The sequence below is a fragment of the Streptomyces sp. PR69 genome (assembly GCF_026420845.1).
Taxonomy (GTDB): domain Bacteria; phylum Actinomycetota; class Actinomycetes; order Streptomycetales; family Streptomycetaceae; genus Streptomyces.
In genome coordinates, this window is sequence record NZ_JAOWCB010000008.1 from 117,483 (window position 1) to 141,481 (window position 23,999).

Genomic DNA, 23,999 nt, shown 5'->3' on the forward strand with positions numbered 1-23,999 from the left:
CGAGAGACGCGAGCGAAGAGGATGCGTATGCCTGTCAGCACTCAGCGGGCCCGTGGTCGGGCCGTGGTCTCGGCGGTCCTGGGGCTGCTGCTGGCAGGCATCGCCGCCACCCCCGCACACGCGGAGTCGATCCGCTCCCGACAGTGGCACCTGGATGCCATGGGTGCGGAGGAGATCTGGAAGATCAGCACCGGCAAGGGCGTGACCGTCGCCGTCATCGACAGCGGGGTCGACCCTACAAACCCTGATCTTCAGGGCCAGGTTCTCAAGGGAAAGGACCTGGCCCCCGAGTCGCCTGGCGACGAACACACCGACTACAACGGCCATGGCACGAGCATGGCCGGGTTGATCGCTGGCACCGGAGCGCGTAATGGCGGAAACGGCGCGTTTGGCCTTGCTCCCGGAGTGAAGATCCTTCCCATTCGGAAGCCTGACGCTGGCTGGGATGCCAATCGCGAGCCGTACATCGAGAAGTTCAATAGGTCAATTCCAGAGGCAATTCGATACGCTGCCGATGAGGATGCCAAGGTCATCAACATCTCGCTGGGTTCGCTGAGAGGCTCGCAGCAACTGACCGACGCTGTGAGGTACGCACTCGACAAGGGGTCTCTCATCTTCTCCGCCGCTGGCAACGATGGTGACAACAGCATTACCTACCCAGCGGCCACTCCGGGCGTCGTTGGTGTCGGGGCTCTTGACCAGAACCTCAACAAGACCAAAGAGTCGCAGTACGGCCCCCAGGTCGACCTATCCGCCCCCGGCTGGGACATGGTTCACGCCTGCGGCGGTAAGACAGGCCTCTGCAAGTCGAGCGGCACCAGCGACGCCACCGCCATCGCCTCCGCCGCCGCCGCCCTCATCTGGTCCAAGCACCCCGAGTGGACCAACAACCAAGTCCTACGCGTCATGCTCAACACCGTGAGCGGGCCCACCAGCGGCAGCAAGCGCAACGACCACATCGGCTACGGGGCCGTCCGCCCCCTCCGGGCCCTCCAGGAGCCCGGCGACCCCGGGCCCGCCGATGAGTACCCGCTGCCCGACCTCGCCGCAGCCCAGTCGCCGTCACCGGCTCCGGACGCCTCCAAGCCGGCCGCCGGTGCACAGCCTGATGGCAGCAAGTCCGAGGCCGCAGCCCCGACCGCTGGCGGCGGCGATGACTCCAGCACAGGGCTGTGGCTCGGACTCGGCATCGGCGCGGCCGCCCTCATCGGGGCCGCTATAGGCTTCTCCGCCATCCGCTCCCGCCGCCGCGCCCAGACGGTCCCTGCCGTGGCGCACAACCCGTACCAGCGGCAGTACCCGACGCATGGCCAGTCCGGTCAGTAGACCAGGGGGAACGATGTCCTTCGACCAAGAATGGGCGGAGGCGCGCGCCGCAGCGGCTGCGAGCTCCGGGACGCGTCTCAACAGCGCCGCCAGTGGTGCGGCCGGCGCTGACCTGAGCGTGAGCCAGGACAAGCTTGGGAAGATCGGCTCCGCCGCCTATCAGCTTCACTCCCGCCTGCAGACCGATGGCAGCCATGCCCGTACGAGCAGTTCAGAGGCGGCGACCATGATGGCGGTCAACGGGTTTCGGACAGGCTCTGCGCTTCGCACGGTCTGCGAGACATGGGACTCGCAGCATAAGACGCTCCTTGCCGCCTGTGCGCAGATCTCCAATCACCTGGACTACAGCGCGGCTTCGCATGCGAAGGAGGAGGCGGATATCGAGGCGTCGTTCTCCGTCTCCAAGCTGAACGAATACTTGAAATAGCAACGGGGGTCGCAGTGCTGAGCTTCGACGATGTGTACCACGCGCCTCTGGGCAAGTTGAAGGCATCAGCCGACGACTGGTCGGAGATGACCGCCAAGCTGGAGAAACTCGCCGAAGACGCCCGTACGACCATGGCTGCGAAGGCCAAGGACGAATACTGGCGGGGCGTGAACGCCGAGGTCACAAAGCCGTTCGTGGCCAAGACGGCCAAGGAGTTCGACGACGCGGCGAAGGCGGCCAAGGGGATCAAGCAGATCCTTGAGGAAGGCTACAAGGCCTTCAAGAAGGCGCAGGACGAACTCAAGAGGATCGTCGAGACGGACGCGCCAGCGCAGGGGCTGGTGGTCCGCTCGCACGGCAAGGTCGAAGCCCGGCACTCGATGGCGCACGATCAGAGTGCGCAGCGCGATCCGGACTACACCCGAGCGCTGCACAAGCAGCAGGCCCAGATCGAGGCGATGCAGAAGCGGATCGACGTGATCGTCGAGATCTGCGACGACGCGGATCTCGCGACCTCGCACGCGCTCAAGGCCAACATCACCGCCGACAAGCACAATTTCAGCGCGCCCAAGTACCGGAGCCTGGACACGTCGGAGGCCGGAATGGCGGTGGACCTGGCGAAGAAGGGCCGGGATCTGACCCATGCCGAGCTCGAACAGCTCAATGAGCTATTGAGCGACAACCACTCTTCCCGGGAGTTCGCACGTGCCTTCTACGACGGCCTGGGACCCAGGGGCGCACTTGAGTTCTTCGGCAAGCTCTCGACGGACACCTACGACTACTCGGAGCTCGACAAGGAACGCCTCGCTGACGTTCAGGCACTTCAGCGTAATCTCGGCCTCAACCTGGCCACCGCCACGAGTCAGGCCGGTGCGACCGACGCATGGACCCAGAAGTGGTCCGACGAAATGCGCAAGCTCGGCACCGAACGTATCCCGCTGACCAAGTACGACTACAATGCCCCGTTTGGCTACCAGCTGCTCGGCGGCATCATGCGGTACGGGAACTACGACCCCAAGTTCCTCAACCCCATCGCCGAACACGTGGTCCAGCTACACGCTGAGAACCCCTACAGGTTCTCCGAGAACAAGCCGATCGGCGGCTGGGAGAAAAACGCGTTCAACCCTTCCGGGGTCAACGGCGCCGGCTACGACCCTGTCCTCAGCATGCTGGAAGCGCTGGGCCACAGCCCGGAGGCCGCCAAGCAGTTCTTCTCTGCCGATCCGACCGCCTACAACGAAGACGGCACCGTCAAGGGCGGCATTCCCGAGTATGGGGGCGGCGACGAGAAGAAGAGGCTGGAAAGCTATCTCGACTACTTCGCCAATGAGGACTACGAGTCCTTTCCGGACGCTGCCGGTCTTGCTCCCGACAAAGCCGAGGCAGCCGCGGGTCACATGCCTGACGCACTGGGGCACGCCCTTGAGGCAGCGACACTCGGGCATGCCTGGGACGACCCCAACCCGAAGTTGCACCGGGACGCGCAGTCTGCGGACGTCATGGAGCAGGTGGTCGAGACCTACGGTGGCGATGCGAAGCTCCTCAAGCAGCATGAGCAACTCGCGGACAGCGTTGGTCGAATGAGCGCGGGGTATATCGACGACATCAACTGGGCGATCAGGCAGAACGATCCAGACAGTGTATATGCGCCGGAGAATACCGAAGGTCATGCCAGGTTCGGCAGAACCGGTGTACGCCAGTTGCTGAGCGCTCTTGGTCAGCATCCAGATGCCTATGCCACGGTCTCCACCGCGGAGCGTGTCTATGCAACGAGCATGCTGGAGCAGCAGTTTGACGTCGGAAGCTCAATCAATCAAGGTGCCGCTCATGTTATTGCGAAGACTGGCGGGGAGATCCAGGGAATTATCGATCAATCTCGAGCGGACCAAATTGAAGCTGAAGGGGTGAAGAAGTACGGGGAGTATCAGGAGGCTCACGAAAGGCGCTCTGCGTGGATCGAGTTTGGTGTCGCGACGGGCATTGCGGCGGGAGTTGCCTTCCTGCCAGCCACGGCGGTTGGCGCAGGTGTAGCCGCCGTCGTCGTCCCAATTGCTCTGGATTCTGGCAGCGGTGCAGTCGAGCAGCTTGCTGGTCAGGTGATTGGCGACTGGGCGGATGAGGAGGTGAAGAAGAACACGGATGAGATTGTGAGCGAGGGTAAAGAAGTGACCCAAAAAATGTTCATAGAGGGCGAGTTTTGCGCTGAAGCTCCCATGGACAGAGTTCTGAAGCAGCATGGGATCGATCGGGAGGATGAGTTTGGGCAGTATCTTGAATCGGCTGTGAGTGAGGGGTATTCGAAGGGGAACGACAGGGCTAGGCAGCAAGGTCATTCTCCGGAGGTTGGTGATTAGAGAGGTCAGTCAATGATTCGCAAACGTATTATCGGCCTATGGCTCGCAGTTTGTGCTCCCCTGGTTTCGTCTGCATGTGTCAATAATGGGGGCGAGGGTGAAGGGGGGAAGCCGAGTATTGTAACCGTGGATGAAGTGTGTGGTGGCGTCTTCTCCGGGCCTGGGGAGCAGCTGCTGCGGGCCCTTGGTGTTGAGGGAGATTTCTATCAAGATGAGCGAAAAAGAAAGGAGGCAGTCGCTGAATCTCTCTTGCGTTCCAGGGAGGCTGGTCGCGATGGGGTCAGCAGCGAGGTGACCTTGTGCTCCATTGCCCCCCAAATTGATGGCCTTCTGGGGCATGTGAGAATTCGATTCATGCTTGCGGATAGGGGTGTGCTGCCTAGTGGGGAGCATGCGAAGTCGCTTCATCCTTATGAACTCGGGGAGTGGTCTCTCGCTGGCGTTAAGCGATCATATCTGTACTTCAAATGTGTAAGCCCGAGAATCACCGGATCAACGACCAACCCGCTTCTCGTCTCCGGGGAACTATTTGATCGGTATCCTCCCGAAGAAGACACCCCGCAACTGCGCGAAGCGAATCTGGCCGCGTTGAATCATGCCGCCCTAGCCGTGGCCAGGGAGCTCAAGTGTGAGAACGATGCGGGCCTTGTCGAGAAGCCGAAGCTCACGCCCGTATCAAGCTCATAGCACGATCAGGCGTGCGCTCGTTTCGGGCGGCGCCAGCAGAGTCGTGGACACCGCCCTTTCCCTGCGCATCAGTCCGCGGCCGGGCCGAACCACCTCGTCAGGTGGCTGAGCAGGTCCTGCTGGTCTTCGCCGACCCACGCCACATGGCCGTCCGGCCGCAGGAGCACCGCGGGTGCGGCCAGGGTGTCCAGGTCCTCGCTGGTGTCGATGACGTGGGTGACCCGGTCTGCCCAGCCCTCCACCGAGAGGCGGCCTGTCTGGTCGAGGAGCAGGCCGCGGGCGGTGTGCATCAGTTCGTAGAGGCGGGTCTGCTTCAGCTTGATGTCCCGGAGGCGGCGGCCGAGGAGGTCGTGGCCCTCGCCGAAGTCGTAGCGGACCCCGACTCCGGTGATCATCTCGGTCACGTACCGGTTTACCTCCTCGAAGTCCATCAGCTTCGAGAGCAGCTCCCGCAGCGCGGTCGCGCCCGGATCGGCCCCCAGCAGGGTGATCTGCGCGCGGGTGTTGTCCAGTACGCGGGCGGCCACCGGGTGGCGCTCGGTGTGGTAGCTGTCCAGCAGACCCTCCGGGGCCCAGCGGTTCACCGCGGCGGCGAGCTTCCAGCCGAGGTTGAACGCGTCCTGGATGCCGAGGTTGAGGCCCTGTCCGCCGGTCGGCGGGTGGATGTGGGCCGCGTCGCCGGCCAGCAGGGCGCGGCCGACCCGGTAGCGCTCGGCCTGCCGGGTGGCGTCGCCGAAACGGGAGAGCCAGCGGGGCGAGCGCGCGCCGAAGTCGGTGCCCGCGAAGGCCCGTAGCTGCTGCCGGAATTCGTCGAGGGTCGGCGCGGTCGCGCGGTCCTCGGCCACGCCGTCGGCGGGCACGATGACGCGGTACACCCCGTCCGAGAGAGGCATCGCGCCGAACCGCAGTTGGGTCTTGCGGACCTCCTCGACGACGGCGGCGATCGTCGCCGGATCGTCGGTCAGCTCCATCTCGCCCAGCAGCGTCTCGACCGTGGCGGGCTCGCCGGGGAAGCCGACGCCGAGCTGCTTGCGCACCGTGCTGCGGCCGCCGTCGCAGCCGACGAGGTAGCGCGAGCGCAGCCGCGTGCCGTCCGCCAGCTCGACGGTCACCCCGGCCTCGGCCCCGGTCCCGGCGGCCTCGGCCCCGGCCCCCGCGGTCCCGGCCCCGTCGTCGGCCTGGCTCAGCCCGACGACCTCGCAGCCGCGCCGGATCTCCGCGCCGAGTTCGAGGGCTCGCTCGTTGAGGATCCGCTCGGTGACCGGCTGCGGCGTGGCGAGGCCGTACGGGTGCGCCGTGTCCAGCCCGTCCGGCCACGGCTTCTGGATGCCGCCGAAGAGACCGCCGACCTGGAATTTCTTGCTGACCGCGAGAAACCGGTCCAGCAGGCCGCGCTGGTCCATCATCTCGACGCTGCGCACGTGGAGGCCCTGTCCGCGGGACTGCTCGGTCGGCGCGCTCAACTTCTCCAGCACGACCACATGCACGTCATGCAGCCGCAACTCGCTCGCCAGCATCAAGCCGGTCGGCCCGCCTCCGACCACAATCACGTCGATCATCATGTTCCCCGTTTCCGTTTCCGCAGGTGATGGCTTCGGCCGGTGATTCTGCGGTATGACCCGGGTCTTGCCGCAAGGCCCCCTATGCGCTATATGTTGAGAGTGGCAAGGAGCGGGTGCTCCTTGCCTTTGCTTTTTGCGCCGCCTCCGGCACGAAGAGGGTCGTCTGTCCGGCGGAGGCTGCCGGACAGACCCTGGTCCCGAGGAAGGCTCAGCGCTTCAGCGTGAAGGTGAAGTCGCCGGAGAGCTTGACGGTCAGCCGGACCACCAGCCTCAAACAGCGGCGCATCGCCGTATGCGAGGCCTCGGATCGTCGGCGCTCTTGAGCGTAAAGAGAGCGAGAAGCAGCGCAACAATCGGTCGCAAATTCGATATTGAGTTGTTCGGTTTCGGGTCGTTGGCAAAATTCGCACGGCAGTTGCGCCGAAGGCGCAGCCCTCGGAAGGATGGAAAATCCGGCAGCGACAGGAGCCGCCGCCGGGCGTATCAGGGGGGTCTGGGGTGGGGGCATTCGAGCCGTTGGGGGCAACTGATCCGCGGCAGCTGGGCCGGTACCGGATCGTGGCGCGCCTGGGCGCGGGCGGTATGGGGTGGGTGTATCTCGGCCGGTCACCCGGTGGACGTTCCGTTGCGGTGAAAGTGATCCGCCCAGAACTGGCGGTGGACCGCGAGTTCCGGCGTCGGTTCGCCCAGGAAGTCAGCGCCGCGCGCCGGGTGAACGGGATCTTCACGGCCGGAGTTGTGGACGCCGACCCGGAGGGCTCTCCGGCCTGGCTGGCGACCGTGTACGTACCGGGAATGTCGTTGGGCAGCGTGGTCGCCGCCCACGGGCCGTGGCCGCAGCAGTCGGCGCTTGCACTGGGCGCCGGGCTTGCTGAGGCGCTGGAGGCGATCCACGCCGAGGGGCTGGTGCACCGGGATCTGAAGCCGTCCAATGTGCTGTTGGCGATGGACGGGCCGCGTTTGATCGACTTCGGGATCTCGATGGCGGTCGAGGCCACGGCGCTGACTCAGACCGGTGTGGTTGTGGGCACCCCGGGGTTCATGTCCCCGGAGCAGGTCACCGGCAGGCTGGTGGGGCCGCCGAGTGACGTGTTCTCGCTGGGGGTGCTGCTGGCGTTCACCGCCACCGGAATCGGGCCCTTCGGGGAGGGCGCGGCGCACACCATGAACTTCCGCGTGGTGTACGAGGAACCGGAGCTGGGGCAGTTGCCCGACGCCCTGCGGGACGTGGTCCGCCGGTGCCTGGCCAAGGACCCCGAGCAGCGGCCCACCGTACCCGCCCTGCTGACCCGCCTGGCCGAAGCCGCCGGTGACAGCGGGCATACCGCTGTCGCGGAGAGCCTTGCCGGGTCCGACTGGCTGCCCGTTCCGGTCGCCCGAGCCCTGCGCACCCGCAGCGCCGCACCACAGCCCGCGACCCCGCCTGGGACGCCGGCCGTGGACGGGGGGCCGCCGGGGCCGTCGTCCAGCCAGGCCGGCTCGTCCAGCCAGGCCGGCTCGTCCAGCCAGGCCGGCTCGTCCAGCCAGGCCGGCTCGTCCAGCCAGGCCGGCTCGTCCAGCCAGGCCGGCCCGTCCGGCTCGCCCGGTCCCTCCGGCTCGTCCAGCCAGGCCGGTCCCTCCGGCTCGTCCGGTCCCTCCGGCTCGTCCGGCTCCGTTCCGGCGCCTACCGAGGCGCCCGGTGCACCGCCGCCGGGCGCCCCGCCTGTCGCGTTCCATCAGCAGCCCACCCGGACCGCCGTACAGCCCAGCACCACGCCGGACCCAGACCCGGCTTCAGACCCGGCCGGGCTGTCCCGGCGCCGCACCGTGCTCGGCCTGGCGGGGATCACCGCTGCCGTCGCCGGGTTGAGCTTCGCTGGCTGGAAGCTCAGCGACGCCACAGGCGAGGAGTCCCCCAGCCGCTCCGCCCGCTCCGGCCGCTCCGGCCAGCGATCGCCCTCCTCGCCCGCCCCCACCCCATCCCGGAACGTGCGTCTCTCCCAGAGCGGCGAGGAGCGCTGGCAGTTCACCACGGAAGGGCCGGTGTGGTCGTCGCCCGCGGTGTACCGGGGAGTGGTGTACGTCGGCAGCGACGACAAGCGGGTGTATGCCGTCGACGCCGCTACCGGCAGGCAGCGGTGGCGCTACCGGACCAGCGGCACGATCCGTTCCTCCCCGACCGTGGCGAACGGCGTTGTGTACGTCGGCAGCCACAACGGCTACCTGTACGCGTTCGACGCCGACACCGGCAGCCGGCGCTGGCGGTTCCGCACGGGTGGCGCGGTGCGGCTGTCCCCCACGGTAGCCAATGGCGTGGTGTACGTCGGCAGCGACGACAAGTGGGTGTACGCCGTCAACGCCACCTCCGGCAAGCGGCGGTGGAGATTCGGGAAGAGCCAGGCGAAGAACTCGTCACCGGTGGTGACCGACGGTGTGGTGTACGTCGGCTCCGGCAGCACCCTGGTCGCCCTGGACGCCCGCACCGGTACGAGGAAGTGGGGGTACACGACCGGCGGCCCGGTCCGCACCGCCCCCGCGGTGGCGGCCGGGACGGTCTACGTCGGCAGCGACGACGGCCGCCTGCACGCGGTGGACGCCTCCACTGGCAAGGTGCGGTGGCGCTACCGTACCGGCGGTCCGGTCCGTTCCTCGCCTGCCGTGGTGAGCGGCACGGTCTACGTCGGCAGCGACGACAAGCGGGTGTATGCCGTCAACGCCTTTACCGGCAGGGAGCGGTGGCGCTACCGGACCAGCGGCACGATCCGTTCCTCCCCGACCGTGGCGAACGGCGTTGTGTACGTCGGCAGCTACAACCGGTACCTGTACGCGTTCGACGCCGACACCGGCAGTCGGCGCTGGCGGTTCCGCGCCGACCAGAGGGTGCACTCGTCGCCCGCAGTGGCGGGCGGTCTGGTTCACCTCGGTACTCTCGGCGGTCGTCTCTACGCCGTGTCCGGGTAGGGGGCCGGGCACATGCCCCTCGCGGTGGGCCAAGGGCTTGCTGGGAAGCAACACCCTGATTCCCAGATTCCCTGATTCCCTGCAAGTCCTTGGCGGACTTGGTTCGGCAGCACGGGCAATGGCGCACAGCGGCGCTGTTCCACTGGTCTTCGAGCGCCTTATCTCTAGCGCTGCCGCCGTGCCTCCGCGCCGGAGGCGGCCGCGGTTGCGGTCAGCGCGGTGTCGGCGGCGTCGAGGATGTTGCGGAAGGTGCGGGTGATGATCGGCCGCGCCAGACGCCGGGTGAGCAGCGGGCCGAGCACCGGGACGGGGATCTCGGCGCGGGTGGTCCAGCGCACCCGGGTGCCGCCGTCGACCTCGGTGAACGTCATCCGGCCACGTTCGTGACGGGACGGCGGCAGGCTGCGCTCGACGACGTACTCGGTGGCGTACGGCGGGTCGTAGTGGGTGATGCGCTCCCGGAACCAGCCGATCAGCCACAGGTGGTTGCGCACCGCGCCCACTCCGTACGGCGCGGACTCGCCCCGCCGGTCCAGGCGGCAGCGCACCACGAGCGGCGAGCGCGTGTAGTTGGCCGTTGTCGTGAGCCAGGCGAACACATCCTCGATCGGGGCGTCGATGACGCGTTCCACGGTCATGGTTTCCACAGCGGGTGGCCTCCTCTGTCGAGTGGGAGCACCGTCTCGGCGCGGTGCAGCTTGTCCGGGTTGCGGATGCCGTAGAGGCCGGTGATCCGGCCGTCGTGGATCTCGAAGGCGACCAGCCAGTCGAGTTCGCCGCCGGTGACGAACCGCGCCGCGGGCATGCCGTTGTACGTGGCCTGCTCGATACGGGTCTCCGCGGTCGTGGTGCGGAGCCCGCGGAGTACGCGCAGGACGAACCGGGCGACGTCGGCGCGGCCGGTGATCGGACGGCGGGCGGCGACGGCTTTCCCGCCGCCGTCGGAGAACTGCACGGCACCGGGTGCCAGCAGGTCCATCAGCGTCTGTAGTTCGCCGGTCCTCGCCGCGTGCATAAAACGCTGGACGACCTTCCGGGTGGCGGCGGAATCGGGCTCGAAGCGGCGACGCCGCGCATGAACGTGCCGGCGGGCGCGGTGGGCGATCTGCCGTACGGCGGTCTCGGTCTTGCCGACCGACGCCGCGATCTCGCCATGGGGGTAGCCGAACACGTCGTGCAGCAGGAACACCGCGCGCTCGGTCGGGTTGAGCGTTTCCAGGACGAGCATCATGGCCATCGACACCGACTCGGCCAGAATCGCGTCGTCGCTGACCTCGGGCGCGGTGCGGATCGGCTCGGGCAGCCAGGTGCCCACGTACTCCTCGCGCCGTGCCCTGACCGCCCGCAGATGGTTGAGGGCCTGCCGGGTCACCGTGCGGACCAGATACGCGCGCGGATGCTCGACCGCCGCCGGGTCGACGGCCCTCCACCGCAGATAGCTCTCCTGCAGCACATCCTCGGCGTCGGCGGCGCTGCCCAGCATCTCGTAGGCGATGGTGAACAGCAGCGGGCGGTGTTCGGTGAAGGCGTCCTCAGCCATGACATGCCATCCCCACGTGCGGCTCCTCTCGTCGGCTGCCCATCGAGACACCCCGCACCGGCCAACCGTGACAGTGCGCTGCTGTGATTCGCTTCACAAGGACGGGGTGCGGAAGGTGTCCGGCAGACTGTGACCGGCCTGCGAGACACGGAGAGAGGGAGCCATGTGGGGTGGCGGGGCGGCGGGGCGGGGGCTTCTGGCAGCGCTCTGCGGGGTCGTGGCGCTCGGGCTGCTGGCCGCCGCCGGGCCCGTGGAGGCGCGGGCGCGCACGGACGGGCAGGAGGACGGAGCGGCCGCGTACCGGACGGACCCGGAGGCCCAGCCCGTACGCGGCGGGACCTCCAGCGACCAGGGTCCGCCGCTCGTTCCCGGAGGGACGTACACGGACCGCATCGGCAAGGGCGAGAAGAAGTTCTACCGCGTCCGGCTCGACGATGTCTCCGACGCGTATGCCTCGGCCGTGCTCGCACCTCCGCCCCGCAGCGAGATCGACTTCTCGGACGGCATTCGGATCTCGCTGCAGTCCCGGGACGGCGCCCACTGCGGCCTGAGCAATGACGTCACCTTCAGCGGCGGCTCCGCCAGGCCCATCGGCGACTATGTCAGCCGGCTGATCGGCCGGGGGCGTGCGTGCCAGGGCACCGGGGACTATGTCTACGCGGTGGAGTGGATCGGCCCGGGCCCCGGCGGGCCGGGGCCCGAGGGGTGGCCGATCGAACTCCGCGTCGTCGCGGAGCCCGGGCTGAAGCCGGGGGCGGCGGTTCCGCCGGCGCCGTCCACCTGGAGTACGCAGGTCCCGCGGCGGACCCCCGCCAGGGCGGAGATCGTCCAGGGCGGCACGGGCTTCAACGACGCGGCGACCGTCGACAGCGGTGCGTGGCACGATGAACTGTCCCCCGGGGAGAGCCGGTTCTACCGGGTGCCCGTCACATGGGGGCAACAGCTCTTCGTCGACGCGGAGTTCGCCGAGCCCCGGGAACGCCGAGTCTTCGTGCCGGGCGGCGGCATGCGGGTTGCCCTGTTCAACACCGCGCGCGGTTTCGTCCGCAGCGCGGAGGCGAAGTACACGGGCAAGCCGACCGCCATCGCGTTCGGCACGGCCCCGGCCGCGTACGGGAACCGGAGGGAGGCCGCCGACGCCGCCGCCGGGGCGATGCGGTTCTCCGGCTGGTACTACGTGCGCGTCAGCCTCGACGCCACGGCGCAGAACCCGGTCCCGGTGACCCTGCACCTCACGGTCGCGGGCGACCCGCAGCCCGGTCCCGACTACGACGGCGACCCGCAGGCGTCGGGCCTCGGCGCGCCGGGCGACGGCCGGGCCGCCGACGGGGCGATGGGCTCGCCCCTCCTCATGCGCTCGCTCGCCGTCGCCGGCATCGGCACGGGAACGGCGCTGCTGCTGTTCCTGGCGGTGTGGGCGGCGGCAGCCCGTCGCCGGGCGGCGCGGGGGGATGCTTCTGCGGGTGTCAGAGCAGGTGGTCCGCCTTGCCCGCCTTGATGTCGCGTATCAGGTTCCGCAGGGCGTCGATGCTGTCGGTGACGTATCTGTCCTCCGCGCCGAGCGTGGCTATGTAGCCGTTGCCGTCGGCGTCCGTCCCCAGGCGGAAACAAGAGTTGCCCTCCCCGCACAGGGGGTCTTCCCAAATGATGTCCGGCATGGATCAGCCCTTCAGAGGTCGCGCGCAATGGTGCGGATGAAGTCGCGTGTATCGCCGGGGGAGAGTGCGATCCGCTCCATCCAGTCCAGATGGGCACGGTACTTCGCCAACTGCGACTCCCTGTAGAGGAAATCAGGGCCGTGCGAGTTGTCGATCTGTACGGTGTCGAGGGCCCGCGTCGGTCCGTCGGCGTACACGACAGTCTGCCCGGCGCCGGGGAAGCCGCCCGCTGCGAAGGGCAGAGCGAGCAGCGTGATGTTGTCCTGCTCGGACTTCTTCAGCAAGTGCTCAAGCTGGGCGCGCGCCACTCCGGGACCGCCGAACTGCATGCGCAGTGCAGCCTCGTGGACGATTGCCGTGTACGAGGGAGCGGCCGGCCCGTCGAGGATCGCCTGTCGCTCGACTCGATGCGCAAGCCTCAGCGCGACGTCGGATTCGGGCAGCCGGGGGATCACGATGCGGAAGAGCGCAAGTGCGTGGTCCGAGGTCTGAAGCAGTCCGGGAATGTGTATAAGGTGCGCAGCTCGCATGCTGACTGCCGAGGCTTCGAGTTCGGCGATGTCCAAGAGGGCTTGGGGGAGCATCCCCCGGTACCGGTCCCACCAGCCACGCCTGTTGGGCCGGGCCATGTCCACAAGCGCATCGACGAAGTGCTCGTCTGCACACCCGCACGCGGCGGCAAGCGAGCGCAGCCGCTCCTCGCTGATCGCGCGTATGCCCTGCTCGATGTTGGAGATCTTGGACCGGTCGACACCGAGGAGAGCTGCCGCGGCCTCCGCTGAGACGTTCGCCGCCATGCGCATCTTGCGCAGTTCGGCTCCCAGTCGCTTCTGACGCTCCGTGGGTGACGTCCTCGCTGCCATGCCGGTCCTCTCTGCGCGCGGTCGATTGCAGTGTGCCGTGTGTGCGTGCGATACACCCACGAAAGGGCTTAAGTTTCCCTGAGGTGGGGCAAATTTGGCCCGCATGGCTCTACGGTAGGTAATGCGGCGCTCACCGACATGAGACGGAAGCGCATCACGCGGTCCCGCCCGCACGCTCCTTCCCTGGGAGGGGCCGGTCCGCGTCAGGGAGACAGGCCACCGCTCAACCGCGCGCCGCGGCGTCCGCAGTCGAACAGAACCGTCCGCCTCCTCCAGGGAGTTCGCCATGCCGCTGATCCGACCCATCCGCTGCCCCGCCGCACCCCTTATCGCGCGGGCGCCCCAGACGCCCCGGCCCGCCGGGCTGGCGTGCAGCATCACCGTGCCCGGGGAGCCGCACAGCGCGGCCATCGTGCGGCACCCACGGCATCGCGATCCGGACGCGGTGAGCGTCTGCGAGGAGCGGCGGCGCAGGTCGCTATGGCTGCTGGACGCCATGGCCGAGGAGCACGGCGGCGACTGGGGGATGGAGGAGGCGCATCCGCCGCACCGGGGGACCAAGTCGTGGGCGCTGCTGCCGTGTGAGGGCTTTGCGGTACGCCGTACGAGGAGCGGGCCCGCCCGCTGAGGAGGGTGCGTCACTGCTCGATCCAGACGCATACCCCCACCCGCAGGCCCCACTCCGTCATCGCGCCCGCCTCCGACTCCAGGACGTGGCGGGCGCGCAGGCGCGGGCGGGTGAGGCGGCCGGGCGGCACGGTGTGCAGGTGCAGTACGCGCAACTCGCGGTCCAGGTAGGCGACATCAATCGGGAAGCGCATCCGGAAGGTGTGGACGCTGTTGCACGGCGTCAGCAGCATCGCCCCCTCGATGCCGTCGCGGCCCAGCAGGCCCCGCCGCCGGCGCGCGTATGTCGCCGCGATCTCCACCGGGACGGGGGAGGAGACGTCCGGGGTCCTCAGCAGGGCATGGTCAGTGCGCCATCGACGGGCCATGGGCACGGAACCTACCCGCTAATCTCACCGCCGTGTATGCCACGCTGATCGCCGTCGCCGCAAGCTGGGGCGCCCTCGCCGGTGCGCTGGTGCCCCGTGCCGCGTACCGGCTGTCCGTGGAGCCGGGGGAGGGGTGGCGCGACGGATGCCCCGCAGGGCACCCGTACACAGGACCGGCCGGCGGCTGGATCGGCGGGCCGGGGTGCGGGAGCTGCGATACGGCCGCCGACCCGGCTGTACGACGCCGAGGGCTCGCGCCCCTCCTCACCGCCGCCGTCTGCGCCGCCCTGGCCGCCGCGACCGGGCCCCGGCCCGAACTCGCCGTATGGCTGGCGCTCGCGCCCTTCGCCGTGCTGCTCGCCCTGGTCGACCTGGCCGTCCACCGGCTGCCCGATGTGCTGACGCTGCCGCTCGCCGCCGCCGTCGTGCCGCTGCTCGGGCTCGCGGCGCTGCTGCCTGGTCACGCGGGGACGTGGACCGGCGCGCTGCTCGGCGGGGCGGCACTCGGGGGCGGGTATCTCGCGCTGTTCCTGATCCATCCCCGGGGGCTCGGCTTCGGCGACGTCAAGCTCGCGGTCGGCCTCGGGGCGGCGCTCGGCTGGTACGGCTGGGGGGCGCTGTTCACCGGGGCCTTCGCGGGGTTTCTGCTCGGCTCGCTGTACGGGCTCGCCCTCATCGCACTCCGCCGCGCCGACCGCAAGAGCGCGATCCCCTTCGGGCCGTTCATGCTCCTGGGGGCCTTCGGGGGACTGCTGCTGGGCGCGGTCCTCGCTGGGGCGGCGCCCTGACAGGTTTCCCGGCCGTCGACCACTCGGCCGCGGACCACTCAAGGGAATCCGAAGCTTGACAGAGCGTCACGGCCTCCGGTGGCGCTCCGTCAAGTTCGTGCGCGGTTGACGGGGTCCCCCGTGGGGGCGGTGCCATGGGCCCGGCCGTCCGGTGTCGCCAGTGGCGGAGTGGCTGCGGATTCCGTCGTACGGCGGGGTGAAAGGGGTGCAGGGACTGCCGAATGCCGCATTCGGAGCGTAATTGTGGCCCACAGTGGCATGCGTCATCACTTACGAAGGGTTATGGTGGAAACCCCCCCTCGGGCCGGTCCGTATCCCCCCCACGGACCGGCCCGTTTTTTTTGCGCCCGCGCCCGCGCCCGGGGTCCGCACCCGGCGCCCGTCCTGCGGCCGAGGTCCCCGGCCGGCGCCCGCCCCGCAGGCGAGGGGGGCTCAGCCCCGCCGGGCCCAGATGTTGGCGCCCTCGGTGTCGATCGCGAAGACGTCGATCGCCTTCAGCTCCTCCGCGCTCAGCGGCGGCCCGCTCAGTGCGGCGACGTTCTCCTCCAGCTGCCGCACGCTGGACGCGCCGATCAGCGCCGACGTCATCCGCGGGTCCCGCAGCACCCAGGTCAGCGCCAGCTGCGCCAGGGACTGGCCGCGCGCGGCGGCGATGTCGTTGAGGCCGTTCAGCCGCCGCAGCACCTCCTCCGAGAGGAGATTGGGGTCCAGGGACTTGCCCTGGGTGGCCCGTGAGCCCTCCGGGATGCCCTTCAGATACTTGCCGGTGAGCAGGCCCTGCGCCAGCGGGACGAAGGCGATGCAGCCCATGCCCGCGCCTTCCAGCGTGTCGAGCAGCCCGTCGTCCTCGGTCCAGCGGTTGATCATCGAGTAGGAGGGCTGGTGGATCAGCGCGGGGACGCCCATCTCCTTCAGCAGTGCGGCCGCCCGCTCGGTCTGCTCGGAGTTGTACGACGAGACGCCCGCGTACAGCGCCTTGCCCTGCTGGACGGCGGAGGCCAGCGCCCCCATCGTCTCCTCCAGCGGGGTGTCCGGGTCGAAGCGGTGCGAATAGAAGATGTCGACATAGTCCAGGCCCATCCGCTTCAGGGAGGCGTCGAGCGAGGAGAGCAGGTATTTGCGCGAGCCCCACTCGCCGTACGGACCGGGATGCATGAGGTATCCCGCTTTGGTGGAAATGACCAATTCATCCCGATAGTGGGAGAAATCCTGCGCAAAGATCTTGCCGAAGTTCAGCTCCGCGGATCCGGCCGGCGGGCCGTAGTTGTTGGCCAGGTCGAAATGGGTGACGCCGAGGTCGAACGCGCGCCGCAGGATCGCCCGCTGCGAGTCGAGCGAGCGGTCGTCGCCGAAGTTGTGCCACAGGCCGAGGGAGATCGCGGGGAGCCTGAGCCCGGAGCGGCCCGTACGGCGGTACTCCATCGCGTCATAGCGGTGCTCTGCACCTCGGTACTGATGAGCAGGGAGAGAAGGGTGGGAAGCGCGGGGAGAGAGGGGAGAATCAGTCACGCATCTCTCCTTATCACGGACTTGTGACAGACCGGGTTGGGCCGCTGTGGGCCGCGCGCAGTACATTGGCCGCCTTGGGCCCCGGCCTCGGTGGGCCCCGGCCCCCGGCCCCGGCCTCGCGACCCCACCCCATGTCCCCGGGGGCGGCGGCCCCGGACAGGAACCGAGAGGTGGACTCAGTGAACTTGCGCGACCTGGTGTACGGGCTCTACGCACGCCGGGTGGAAGGTCGCCTCGACCACGCCCAGGTGCCCAAGCACATCGGCGTCATCCTGGACGGCAACCGCCGCTGGGCCAAGGCGGCGGGCGGCTCGCCCGAGCAGGGTCACCAGGCCGGCGCCAGCAAGATCCAGGAGCTGCTCGGCTGGTGTGCCGAGACAGACGTCGAGGTCGTCACCCTCTGGATGCTGTCCACCGACAACCTCGACCGCCCCGAGGACCAGCTCGTACCGCTGCTCGGCATCATCGAGCAGGCGGTGCGCGACCTGGCCGCCGACGGCCGCTGGCGCGTGCACCATGTCGGCGGCCTCGATCTGCTGCCCGCGCGCACCCAGTCCGTGCTGAAGGAGGCCGAGCAGGCCACCCTCGGCAATACGGGCATACTCGTCAATGTCGCCGTGGGCTACGGCGGCCGCCAGGAGATCGCCGACGCGGTCCGCTCCCTGCTGCTGGAGCACGCGGCGAAGGGCACCAGCTTCGAAGAGCTCGCCGAGACCGTCGACATCGACCTGATCGCCGAGCATCTCTACACCCGCGGTCAGCCCGACCCGGACCTCGTCATCCGCACCAGCGGCGAGCAGCGGCTGTCCGGTTTTATGCTCTGGCAGAGCGCCCACTCCGAGTACTACTTCTGCGAAGTCTTCTGGCCCGCCTTCCGCAAGGTCGACTTCCTGCGCGCCCTGCGCGACTACGCGGCCCGCCACCGCCGCTACGGCACCTGAGAGGCATGAGCCCCGCGGCCTCCCCGGCGAAGGTCATCGGCTGTTCATACCGGCGTCGTTTCATGCCGGGGCATGCCAGCGCTTGTTCGAGGGAATATCCCTTCCAGGTCGACGTCCGATCCAAGGACGCCGTATCTCAGTGAGCGGCCGAGACCGCTCACCCGGGAGGCCCTTTGCACACGAAGGACTGCACCCCGCGTGCAGACTGCGCGGAGGGCCGGTGTTCGGCCCGCGCATCGCGGCCTGAACCCGGCCCACTCGCCCGCGACGCGTCGCACCCCGACCTCATGCGCCTCTATAGAGGGGGTCTGTCCTTCCGTGGTGAACAGCACAAAGCGCCGTCTGCCCGACCGGCGCACCTACGTTCTCGACACCAGCGTCCTGCTGGCCGACCCGAACGCCCTGACCCGCTTCGATGAGCACGAGGTCGTGCTCCCGATCGTGGTGATCACAGAGCTGGAGGCCAAGAGGCACCACCCCGAACTCGGCTATTTCGCCCGCCAGGCGCTGCGCCTGCTGGACGACTGCCGGGTGCGGTACGGCCGCCTGGACGCCCCCATCCCCATGGGCGACCTGGGCGGCACGCTGCGCGTCGAGCTCAACCACTCCGACCCCGGCGTGCTCCCGGCCGGCTTCCGGCTGGGGGACAACGACTCACGGATTCTGGCGGTGGCCCGCAATCTGCAGGCCGAGGGGTATGACGTCACAGTCGTCTCAAAGGATCTGCCGCTGCGCATCAAGGCGTCGTCCGTCGGCCTGCTGGCCGAGGAGTACCGCGCGGAGCTGGCCATCACCGACTCCGGCTGGACCGGCATGGCCGAACTGCCGCTGAGCGGCGAGCAGGTCGACCTGCTGTTCGCGGAGGAGTCGCTGTACGTCCCCGAGGCGGCCGGGCTGCCCGTGCACACCGGGCTGGTCCTGCAGTCCGAGCGGGGCAAGGCACTCGGCCGTGTCTCACCAGAGGGCCAAGTGCGGCTTGTGCGCGGCGACCGCGAGGCCTTCGGCATCCACGGCCGCAGCGCCGAGCAGCGCATCGCCCTCGATCTGCTGCTGGACGAGGAGGTGGGCATCGTCTCCATGGGCGGCCGCGCGGGCACCGGCAAGTCGGCGCTCGCGCTCTGCGCCGGTCTGGAGGCGGTGCTTGAGCGCAGGCAGCACCAGAAGGTGATGGTCTTCCGCCCGCTCTATGCGGTCGGCGGCCAGGAGCTCGGCTATCTGCCGGGCACCGAGGCGGAGAAGATGAGCCCCTGGGCGCAGGCGGTCTTCGACACGCTCTCCGCCGTCGCCAGCCGAGAGGTCATAGAGGAGGTGCTGGGGCGGGGCATGCTCGAAGTCCTGCCGCTCACCCATATCCGGGGCCGTTCCCTCCATGACGCGTTCGTCATCGTCGACGAGGCCCAGTCCCTGGAGCGGAATGTACTGCTGACCGTTCTATCCCGTATCGGGGCCGATTCCCGGGTCGTCCTGACCCATGATGTCGCCCAGCGGGACAATCTGCGGGTCGGCCGGTACGACGGAGTCGTGGCCGTCGTCGAGAAGCTGAAGGGGCATCCGCTCTTCGCGCACATCACCCTCACCCGCTCCGAGCGCTCACAGATCGCCGCACTGGTGACCGAAATGCTCGAAGACGGAAAGATCTGACAGATCCGGCACAGTGTCCCGGTGTGTCGGATGTGCCGAAAGGGGTGTACGGGGCGTACGGGGCACAGTAGTTGAAGTCGGTGCCGACGCCGCCGGGCAGAGCGCGAAAGCGTAGCCGGGCGGCGTCGGCGCTGTCCGGTGTTTCCGCAAAACCCCAGCTGTAAACGGGGTGTGAGCTTTCACACGCAACGAAGAATTGCCTTGCGGTGTCTGCGTCCGGCAGAGTCTTGCTTCCGTCAGGCCCCGCATGCGACACACCCGCACCTCCAGAGGTGTACGGCACCACACAACTCAAGAACTTGTTCCGTCGCATGCCGCCCGCGAGTACCATGCGGCACACTCCCATGCGGGAGTTGCCCGCCGGGCCCGTGCCTCCCGTGACCCAAGCAAGGGGAGGCCAGTGCCAGGGGCACGATTGCGCCCGCGAGGTCACCCATGCGGGCGATGCTGGAAGGAAACCGTGTGAGCCGGATCTCGGTCCGGGGATTCGCGGTGGCGTCAGCCACTGCGGTCACCACCGTCGGCGCCGTCGTGGGCGTCGCGTCGGGTAACAGCGCGGCCTCGAACAATGGCGACAACTTCGAGGCGACCGCCGCCGACACGACTCTGCTCGCGGACATCCCGATGGGCGAGCAGGCCCAGGTGCAGGTCTCGTCCCTGACGCAGCAGGCGCAGGCTCAGGCCGCCGCCGCGGAGTTCGCGGCGAAGAAGTCGGCAGAGGAAGCGGCCCGCATCAAGGCCGCCGAGACCGCCAAGGCGAAGAAGGCCGAAGCGGCCGAGAAGGCCGAACGCGAGCGCAAGGAGAAGGAGGATGCCGCCCAGCGCGCCAGCCGCAGCGCCACGCGCGACGCCTCCAGCTTCGCGACGCAGGCCTCCTACACGGTCGCCGAGGTCCAGGCGATGGCACGCCAGATGATCCCCGGCGACCAGTTCCAGTGCTTCAGCAACATAGTGAGCCGCGAGTCGACCTGGAACTACCGGGCGCAGAACCCCTCCTCGGGTGCGTACGGCCTCGTCCAGGCGCTGCCGGGCTCCAAGATGTCCTCGGCGGGCGCCGACTGGCGCACCAACCCCGCCACCCAGATCAAGTGGGGCCTCAACTACATGAACGAGAGGTACGGCAGCCCCTGCGGCGCCTGGTCGTTCTGGCAGGCCAACCACTGGTACTAGTGCCCCTCCCGGCACTGGGCCGCGGTCCGTTCCCGGACCGACGCCGGACCTCGCCTAGCCCCTCACCCGTCTGCGGTGGGGGGCTCGGTGCGTGTACGGTCGGTCCGGATGACCCGGGGGAGTGGTCGGGGGAATGAGGAAAGAGCATGTCGAGAGTGCCAGGCTGGCTCAGCCGGGTGGGCGCGGGGCTGACCCGGGCCGCGGAGCGCCTGGAAGAGCGCCGCAAGCAGGCGGCGGCCGACGACCTCCCCGCCGTTCCCGGGGCTGACGCCACCGCCGGGACCCCCGGCGGAACGCCAGAAGCCCCCCGCGCGGGATCAGCCGGTGCCGGATCAGCCGGCGCCGTCGCAGCCGCCGGTCCGCCCGCCGCACCCGGGAGCGTCCCGCCGCCGCCTTCGTACGCGCCCGCCGTCGCCGCCCGGCCCGATCCGGTCGCGGCGATTCCCTGGGGCATGCGGGTCGCGGCCGAGGCCGGCTGGCGGCTCCTCGTCCTCGCCGGCACGGTCTGGGTGCTGATGCGGATCATCAGCGCCGTGCAGCTCGTGGTGCTCGCCTTCGTCGCCGCGCTGCTCGTCACCGCCCTGCTCCAGCCCACCGTGGCCCGGCTCAAGAAGCTGGGGCTGCCGCGCGGGCTGGCCACCGCGGTCACCGCGATCTCCGGCTTCGTCATCATGGGCTTGGTCGGCTGGTTTGTGGTCTGGCAGGTCATGGACAACCTCGACAACCTCTCCGACCGGGTCAGGGACGGCATCGAGGAGCTCAAACGCTGGCTGCTGGACAGCCCGTTCCATGTCACCGAGCAGCAGATCAACGACATCGCGGAGAACCTGAGCGAGACCATCGGCACCAACACCGAGGAGATCACCTCCGCGGGCCTCCAGGGCGTGACCGTGATGGTGGAGATCCTCACCGGCATCCTGCTCGCGATGTTCTCCACCCTCTTTCTGCTCTACGACGGCAGACGCATCTGGAACTGGACGCTCAAACTGGTGCCCGCACAGGCCAGGGAGGGCGTCGCCGGAGCCGGTCCGCGCGCCTGGCGCACCCTGACCGCCTATGTGCGCGGCACGGTGATCGTGGCGCTGATCGACGCCATCTTCATCGGCCTCGGCATCTACTTCCTCGACGTCCCGATGGCGGTGCCGCTCGCCGTCTTCATCTTCCTCTTCGCCTTTATCCCGCTCGTCGGCGCGGTGATCTCCGGAGCGCTCGCGGTGGTCGTCGGCCTGGTCACCCAGGGCGTGTTCACGGCGCTGATGGTGCTGGTCGTGGTGCTCGCCGTACAGCAGATCGAGGGCCATGTGCTGCAGCCGTTCATCCTCGGCCGCGCCGTGCGCGTCCATCCGCTCGCCGTCGTCCTCGCCGTCGCCGTGGGCGGCCTCACCGCGGGCATCGGCGGCGCGGTGGTCGCCGTGCCGCTGGTCGCCGTCGCCAACACGGTCGTCGGCTATCTGCGGGCATACAGCAAGGAACAGGCGCTGCGCGCGATGCCGCCACCGCACGGAGCGACCGCACTGGCGATCGCGCCGGTCGCCCCGCCAGTGCGCGATGGGAGACACAGCGGAAGACATGGGACGGAAGAGGGGGAGCGGGAGTGATATCCGAGCCGGAGCTGGTCGGCGAGGACGGATACGGGCGGGCCGAGCTGCCGGGCGAGCACCGGGAGCCCGCCAACGGAGACAAGGAGACGCTCGACGCCGAACGGCCCGCGCGCCGCAGACCGCCGTGGGTGTGGGCGCTCGCGGGCGCGGTGGGCGCGTCCGCGCTGTGGGCGGGGGGACTGTTCGCGTACGACCGGATGGGGCCCGATCTCGGCGGCTACCGGGCGACGGAGAACCTCTGCGAGGAGGCGGAGCTGAAGGCGCTGACCGGCGCGCTGGGGCAGATAACGAATCCGTCCGCCCAATCGGCCGAGCATCAGGCTCTGGACCGGACGATGTGCCATGTCAGCCTGGAGCCGGAGGAGTCTCAGCCGCAGACGGACGAAGACGGCAACACCTTCGTCTCCGTGCCCTCGGCGAGGGTCACCTACGAGCTGCACAGGAAGGTGGATCCGGAAGTCGAGTTCGAGGCCACCCTGAACGCCCCGCTGGATCTGTTCTTCGACGAGAAGCCGCCGGCCAAGAAGATCGACGGGCTGGGCGAGCGGGCCTATCTGCTGTCCGTCGAAGCAGGGGACGCGCGGTCGCTGGTGGTGCTGGACGGCCAGGCCAGGCTCTCGATCTCGGTCTCCCCCGCCTACTCCGACGATGGCGAGAGCCAGTCAGACCTCTCCGCGATAGGGATCGAGCCGCTTCTCGTGGAGGACATGAAGGCCCTCATGGAGCGCCTCAAGCGCCCCGCGTAGCTCACACAGCACGATGGCCCCGCCGACCGGAAGTCGGGGGGCCATCGTCATACGTGTACGCCTACACGCGCGTCACTCCGCCACCGTCGCCTCGGCGTCCAGCGTCGTGCCGACCGCCTGGATCACCGCGGCGATCTTCACGGCCTCCTGGATCGTCTCGCGGTCCACGCCCGCCTTGCGCAGCACCTGCTCATGCGAGTCCAGGCACTGGCCGCAGCCGTTGATCGCGGAGACGGCGAGCGACCACAGCTCGAAGTCGACCTTCTCCACGCCCGGGTTGCCGATGACGTTCATCCGCAGACCGGCGCGCAGGTTCGCGTACTCCGGGTCGGAGAGCAGATGGCGCGTCCGGTAGAAGACGTTGTTCATCGCCATGATCGCGGCAGCGGACTTGGCGGCGGTGTACGCCTCCGGCTTCAGGTTGGCCTTGGCCTCCGGCTCCAGCTCGCGCAGCACCTTCGGCGAGCGCGAGGCGATCGCGCAGGCCAGGACGGTGCCCCAGAGCTGCTGCTGCGGAAGATCGCTGTTGCCGATCACCGAGCCGAGGTTCAGCTTCAGGTCCTTGGCGAAGTCCGGTATGGCGGCCTTCAGCTCATCGAGGGCCATGCTCACTCACCGGCCAGGAGCTTGACCGGGTCGAGGGTGTCCTCGCCCTTGCTCCAGTTGCAGGGGCACAGCTCGTCGGTCTGCAGGGCGTCGAGGACCCGCAGGACCTCCTTGGGGTTACGGCCGACGGAGCCCGCGGTCACCATGGTGAACTGGATCTCGTTGTTCGGGTCGACGATGAAGACGGCGCGCTGCGCGAAGCCGTCCTCGCCCTCGATGCCCAGGTCGCGCATCAGCTCGTGCTTGGAGTCGGCCATCATCGGGAAGGGCAGGTCACGCAGGTCGGCGTGGTCCTTGCGCCAGGCGTGGTGGACGAACTCGGAGTCGCCGGAGAAGCCGAGGATCTGGGCGTCGCGGTCGGCGAACTCGTCGTTCAGCTTGCCGAAGGCGGCGATCTCGGTCGGGCAGACGAAGGTGAAGTCCTTGGGCCACGCGAAGACGACCTTCCACTTGCCCTCGTAGGACTTGTGGGTGATCTGCTCGAACTCCTTGCCGCTCTCCAGCGAGACGCAGGCGGTCAGCTCGAACGTGGGGAACTGGTCACCGACAGTGAGCACGCGCTCTCCTTGCATACAGGAAGATCCCTTTTGGGGGCTTCCGGCGGGGTTGGACGGATCTTGATAGTCGCACACACTGCATTGATCG

The 23,999-nt window shown here is 68.7% G+C and carries 21 protein-coding genes; 12 read left to right on the plus strand and 9 right to left on the minus strand.

Annotated features, from left to right (window positions below):
• The first annotated feature begins 27 nt into the window (after positions 1 to 27).
• Genes mycP through OF819_RS10580 form a run of 3 tightly spaced genes read left to right on the plus strand, consistent with a single transcriptional unit; the run spans position 28 to position 4,107 of the window.
• Positions 28 to 1,326 carry a type VII secretion-associated serine protease mycosin gene (mycP, locus tag OF819_RS10570; protein WP_267243156.1) on the plus strand — a complete coding sequence of 433 codons (1,299 nt, stop codon included), beginning with the start codon at positions 28 to 30 and terminating at the stop codon, positions 1,324 to 1,326.
• 13 nt (positions 1,327 to 1,339) lie between these two features.
• Positions 1,340 to 1,753, plus strand: a complete 414-nt coding sequence (locus OF819_RS10575; protein ID WP_267243157.1) for a hypothetical protein — start codon at positions 1,340 to 1,342, stop codon at positions 1,751 to 1,753.
• A gap of 14 nt (positions 1,754 to 1,767) precedes the next feature.
• A complete protein-coding gene (locus OF819_RS10580; RefSeq protein ID WP_267243158.1) occupies positions 1,768 to 4,107 on the plus strand; it encodes a hypothetical protein in 2,340 nt (779 codons plus the stop codon).
• A gap of 755 nt (positions 4,108 to 4,862) precedes the next feature.
• On the opposite strand, the gene rox is transcribed toward OF819_RS10580, so the two are convergent.
• Positions 4,863 to 6,353: a rifampin monooxygenase gene (gene rox, locus OF819_RS10585; RefSeq protein ID WP_267243272.1), complete on the minus strand. Its 1,491-nt coding sequence runs from the start codon at positions 6,351 to 6,353 to the stop codon at positions 4,863 to 4,865.
• Positions 6,354 to 6,938: 585 nt separating this feature from the next.
• Between rox and OF819_RS10590 the strand changes: the two genes are divergently transcribed.
• Positions 6,939 to 9,296: a PQQ-binding-like beta-propeller repeat protein gene (locus OF819_RS10590; protein ID WP_416370505.1), complete on the plus strand. Its 2,358-nt coding sequence runs from the start codon at positions 6,939 to 6,941 to the stop codon at positions 9,294 to 9,296.
• Positions 9,297 to 9,460: 164 nt separating this feature from the next.
• On the opposite strand, the gene OF819_RS10595 is transcribed toward OF819_RS10590, so the two are convergent.
• Both OF819_RS10595 and OF819_RS10600 read right to left on the minus strand, forming a co-directional pair.
• Entirely contained in the window at positions 9,461 to 9,934 is a 474-nt protein-coding gene (locus tag OF819_RS10595; protein ID WP_416370506.1) for an SRPBCC family protein, read from the minus strand.
• Positions 9,931 to 10,836, minus strand: a complete 906-nt coding sequence (locus OF819_RS10600) for an RNA polymerase sigma-70 factor (protein ID WP_267243160.1) — start codon at positions 10,834 to 10,836, stop codon at positions 9,931 to 9,933. The genes OF819_RS10595 and OF819_RS10600 overlap by 4 nt, the downstream gene beginning before the upstream one ends.
• Positions 10,837 to 10,999: 163 nt before the next feature.
• Here OF819_RS10600 and OF819_RS10605 point away from each other — a divergent pair, with 163 nt between their 5' ends.
• Complete coding sequence (locus OF819_RS10605) at positions 11,000 to 12,334, plus strand: hypothetical protein (RefSeq protein WP_267243161.1); 1,335 nt, start codon at positions 11,000 to 11,002, stop codon at positions 12,332 to 12,334.
• Here the strand turns inward: OF819_RS10605 and OF819_RS10610 are convergent.
• Together OF819_RS10610 and OF819_RS10615 are read right to left on the minus strand one after the other, a co-directional pair.
• Positions 12,303 to 12,494, minus strand: a complete 192-nt coding sequence (locus tag OF819_RS10610) for a hypothetical protein (RefSeq protein WP_267243162.1) — start codon at positions 12,492 to 12,494, stop codon at positions 12,303 to 12,305. The genes OF819_RS10605 and OF819_RS10610 overlap by 32 nt on opposite strands.
• A gap of 11 nt (positions 12,495 to 12,505) precedes the next feature.
• Positions 12,506 to 13,357 carry a helix-turn-helix domain-containing protein gene (locus OF819_RS10615; RefSeq protein ID WP_267243163.1) on the minus strand — a complete coding sequence of 284 codons (852 nt, stop codon included), beginning with the start codon at positions 13,355 to 13,357 and terminating at the stop codon, positions 12,506 to 12,508.
• A gap of 286 nt (positions 13,358 to 13,643) precedes the next feature.
• Here OF819_RS10615 and OF819_RS10620 point away from each other — a divergent pair, with 286 nt between their 5' ends.
• Positions 13,644 to 13,985: a hypothetical protein gene (locus tag OF819_RS10620; protein WP_267243164.1), complete on the plus strand. Its 342-nt coding sequence runs from the start codon at positions 13,644 to 13,646 to the stop codon at positions 13,983 to 13,985.
• Positions 13,986 to 13,995: 10 nt separating this feature from the next.
• Here the strand turns inward: OF819_RS10620 and OF819_RS10625 are convergent, their stop codons facing one another.
• A complete protein-coding gene (locus OF819_RS10625) occupies positions 13,996 to 14,352 on the minus strand; it encodes a DUF192 domain-containing protein (RefSeq protein WP_267243165.1) in 357 nt (118 codons plus the stop codon).
• A 32-nt stretch (positions 14,353 to 14,384) separates the two neighbouring features.
• Between OF819_RS10625 and OF819_RS10630 the strand changes: the two genes are divergently transcribed.
• On the plus strand, positions 14,385 to 15,140 hold the full coding sequence (locus tag OF819_RS10630) for a prepilin peptidase (protein WP_267243166.1): 756 nt from the start codon (positions 14,385 to 14,387) through the stop codon (positions 15,138 to 15,140).
• Positions 15,141 to 15,572: 432 nt separating this feature from the next.
• Here OF819_RS10630 and mgrA read toward each other — a convergent pair whose 3' ends face one another.
• Complete coding sequence (mgrA, locus tag OF819_RS10635) at positions 15,573 to 16,649, minus strand: L-glyceraldehyde 3-phosphate reductase (RefSeq protein WP_267243167.1); 1,077 nt, start codon at positions 16,647 to 16,649, stop codon at positions 15,573 to 15,575.
• Between the two features lie 179 nt (positions 16,650 to 16,828).
• On the opposite strand from mgrA, the gene OF819_RS10640 reads away from it, so the two are divergent.
• From OF819_RS10640 to OF819_RS10660, 5 genes are all read left to right on the plus strand, one after another.
• Positions 16,829 to 17,590, plus strand: a complete 762-nt coding sequence (locus tag OF819_RS10640) for an isoprenyl transferase (protein WP_267243168.1) — start codon at positions 16,829 to 16,831, stop codon at positions 17,588 to 17,590.
• A 318-nt stretch (positions 17,591 to 17,908) separates the two neighbouring features.
• A complete protein-coding gene (locus tag OF819_RS10645) occupies positions 17,909 to 19,231 on the plus strand; it encodes a PhoH family protein (RefSeq protein ID WP_267243169.1) in 1,323 nt (440 codons plus the stop codon).
• Between the two features lie 462 nt (positions 19,232 to 19,693).
• Entirely contained in the window at positions 19,694 to 20,401 is a 708-nt protein-coding gene (locus OF819_RS10650; RefSeq protein WP_267243170.1) for a transglycosylase SLT domain-containing protein, read from the plus strand.
• Between the two features lie 146 nt (positions 20,402 to 20,547).
• Complete coding sequence (locus OF819_RS10655; protein WP_267243171.1) at positions 20,548 to 21,999, plus strand: AI-2E family transporter; 1,452 nt, start codon at positions 20,548 to 20,550, stop codon at positions 21,997 to 21,999.
• Complete coding sequence (locus OF819_RS10660) at positions 21,996 to 22,748, plus strand: hypothetical protein (protein WP_267243172.1); 753 nt, start codon at positions 21,996 to 21,998, stop codon at positions 22,746 to 22,748. Before OF819_RS10655 ends, OF819_RS10660 begins: the two co-directional genes overlap by 4 nt.
• A gap of 72 nt (positions 22,749 to 22,820) precedes the next feature.
• Here OF819_RS10660 and OF819_RS10665 read toward each other — a convergent pair whose 3' ends face one another.
• The gene (locus OF819_RS10665; protein WP_267243173.1) at positions 22,821 to 23,354 is read right to left on the minus strand and encodes an alkyl hydroperoxide reductase; all 534 of its coding nucleotides are present in this window, start codon (positions 23,352 to 23,354) and stop codon (positions 22,821 to 22,823) included.
• 2 nt (positions 23,355 to 23,356) lie between these two features.
• The gene (locus tag OF819_RS10670; RefSeq protein WP_267243174.1) at positions 23,357 to 23,911 is read right to left on the minus strand and encodes a peroxiredoxin; all 555 of its coding nucleotides are present in this window, start codon (positions 23,909 to 23,911) and stop codon (positions 23,357 to 23,359) included.
• Positions 23,912 to 23,999: the final 88 nt, after the last annotated feature.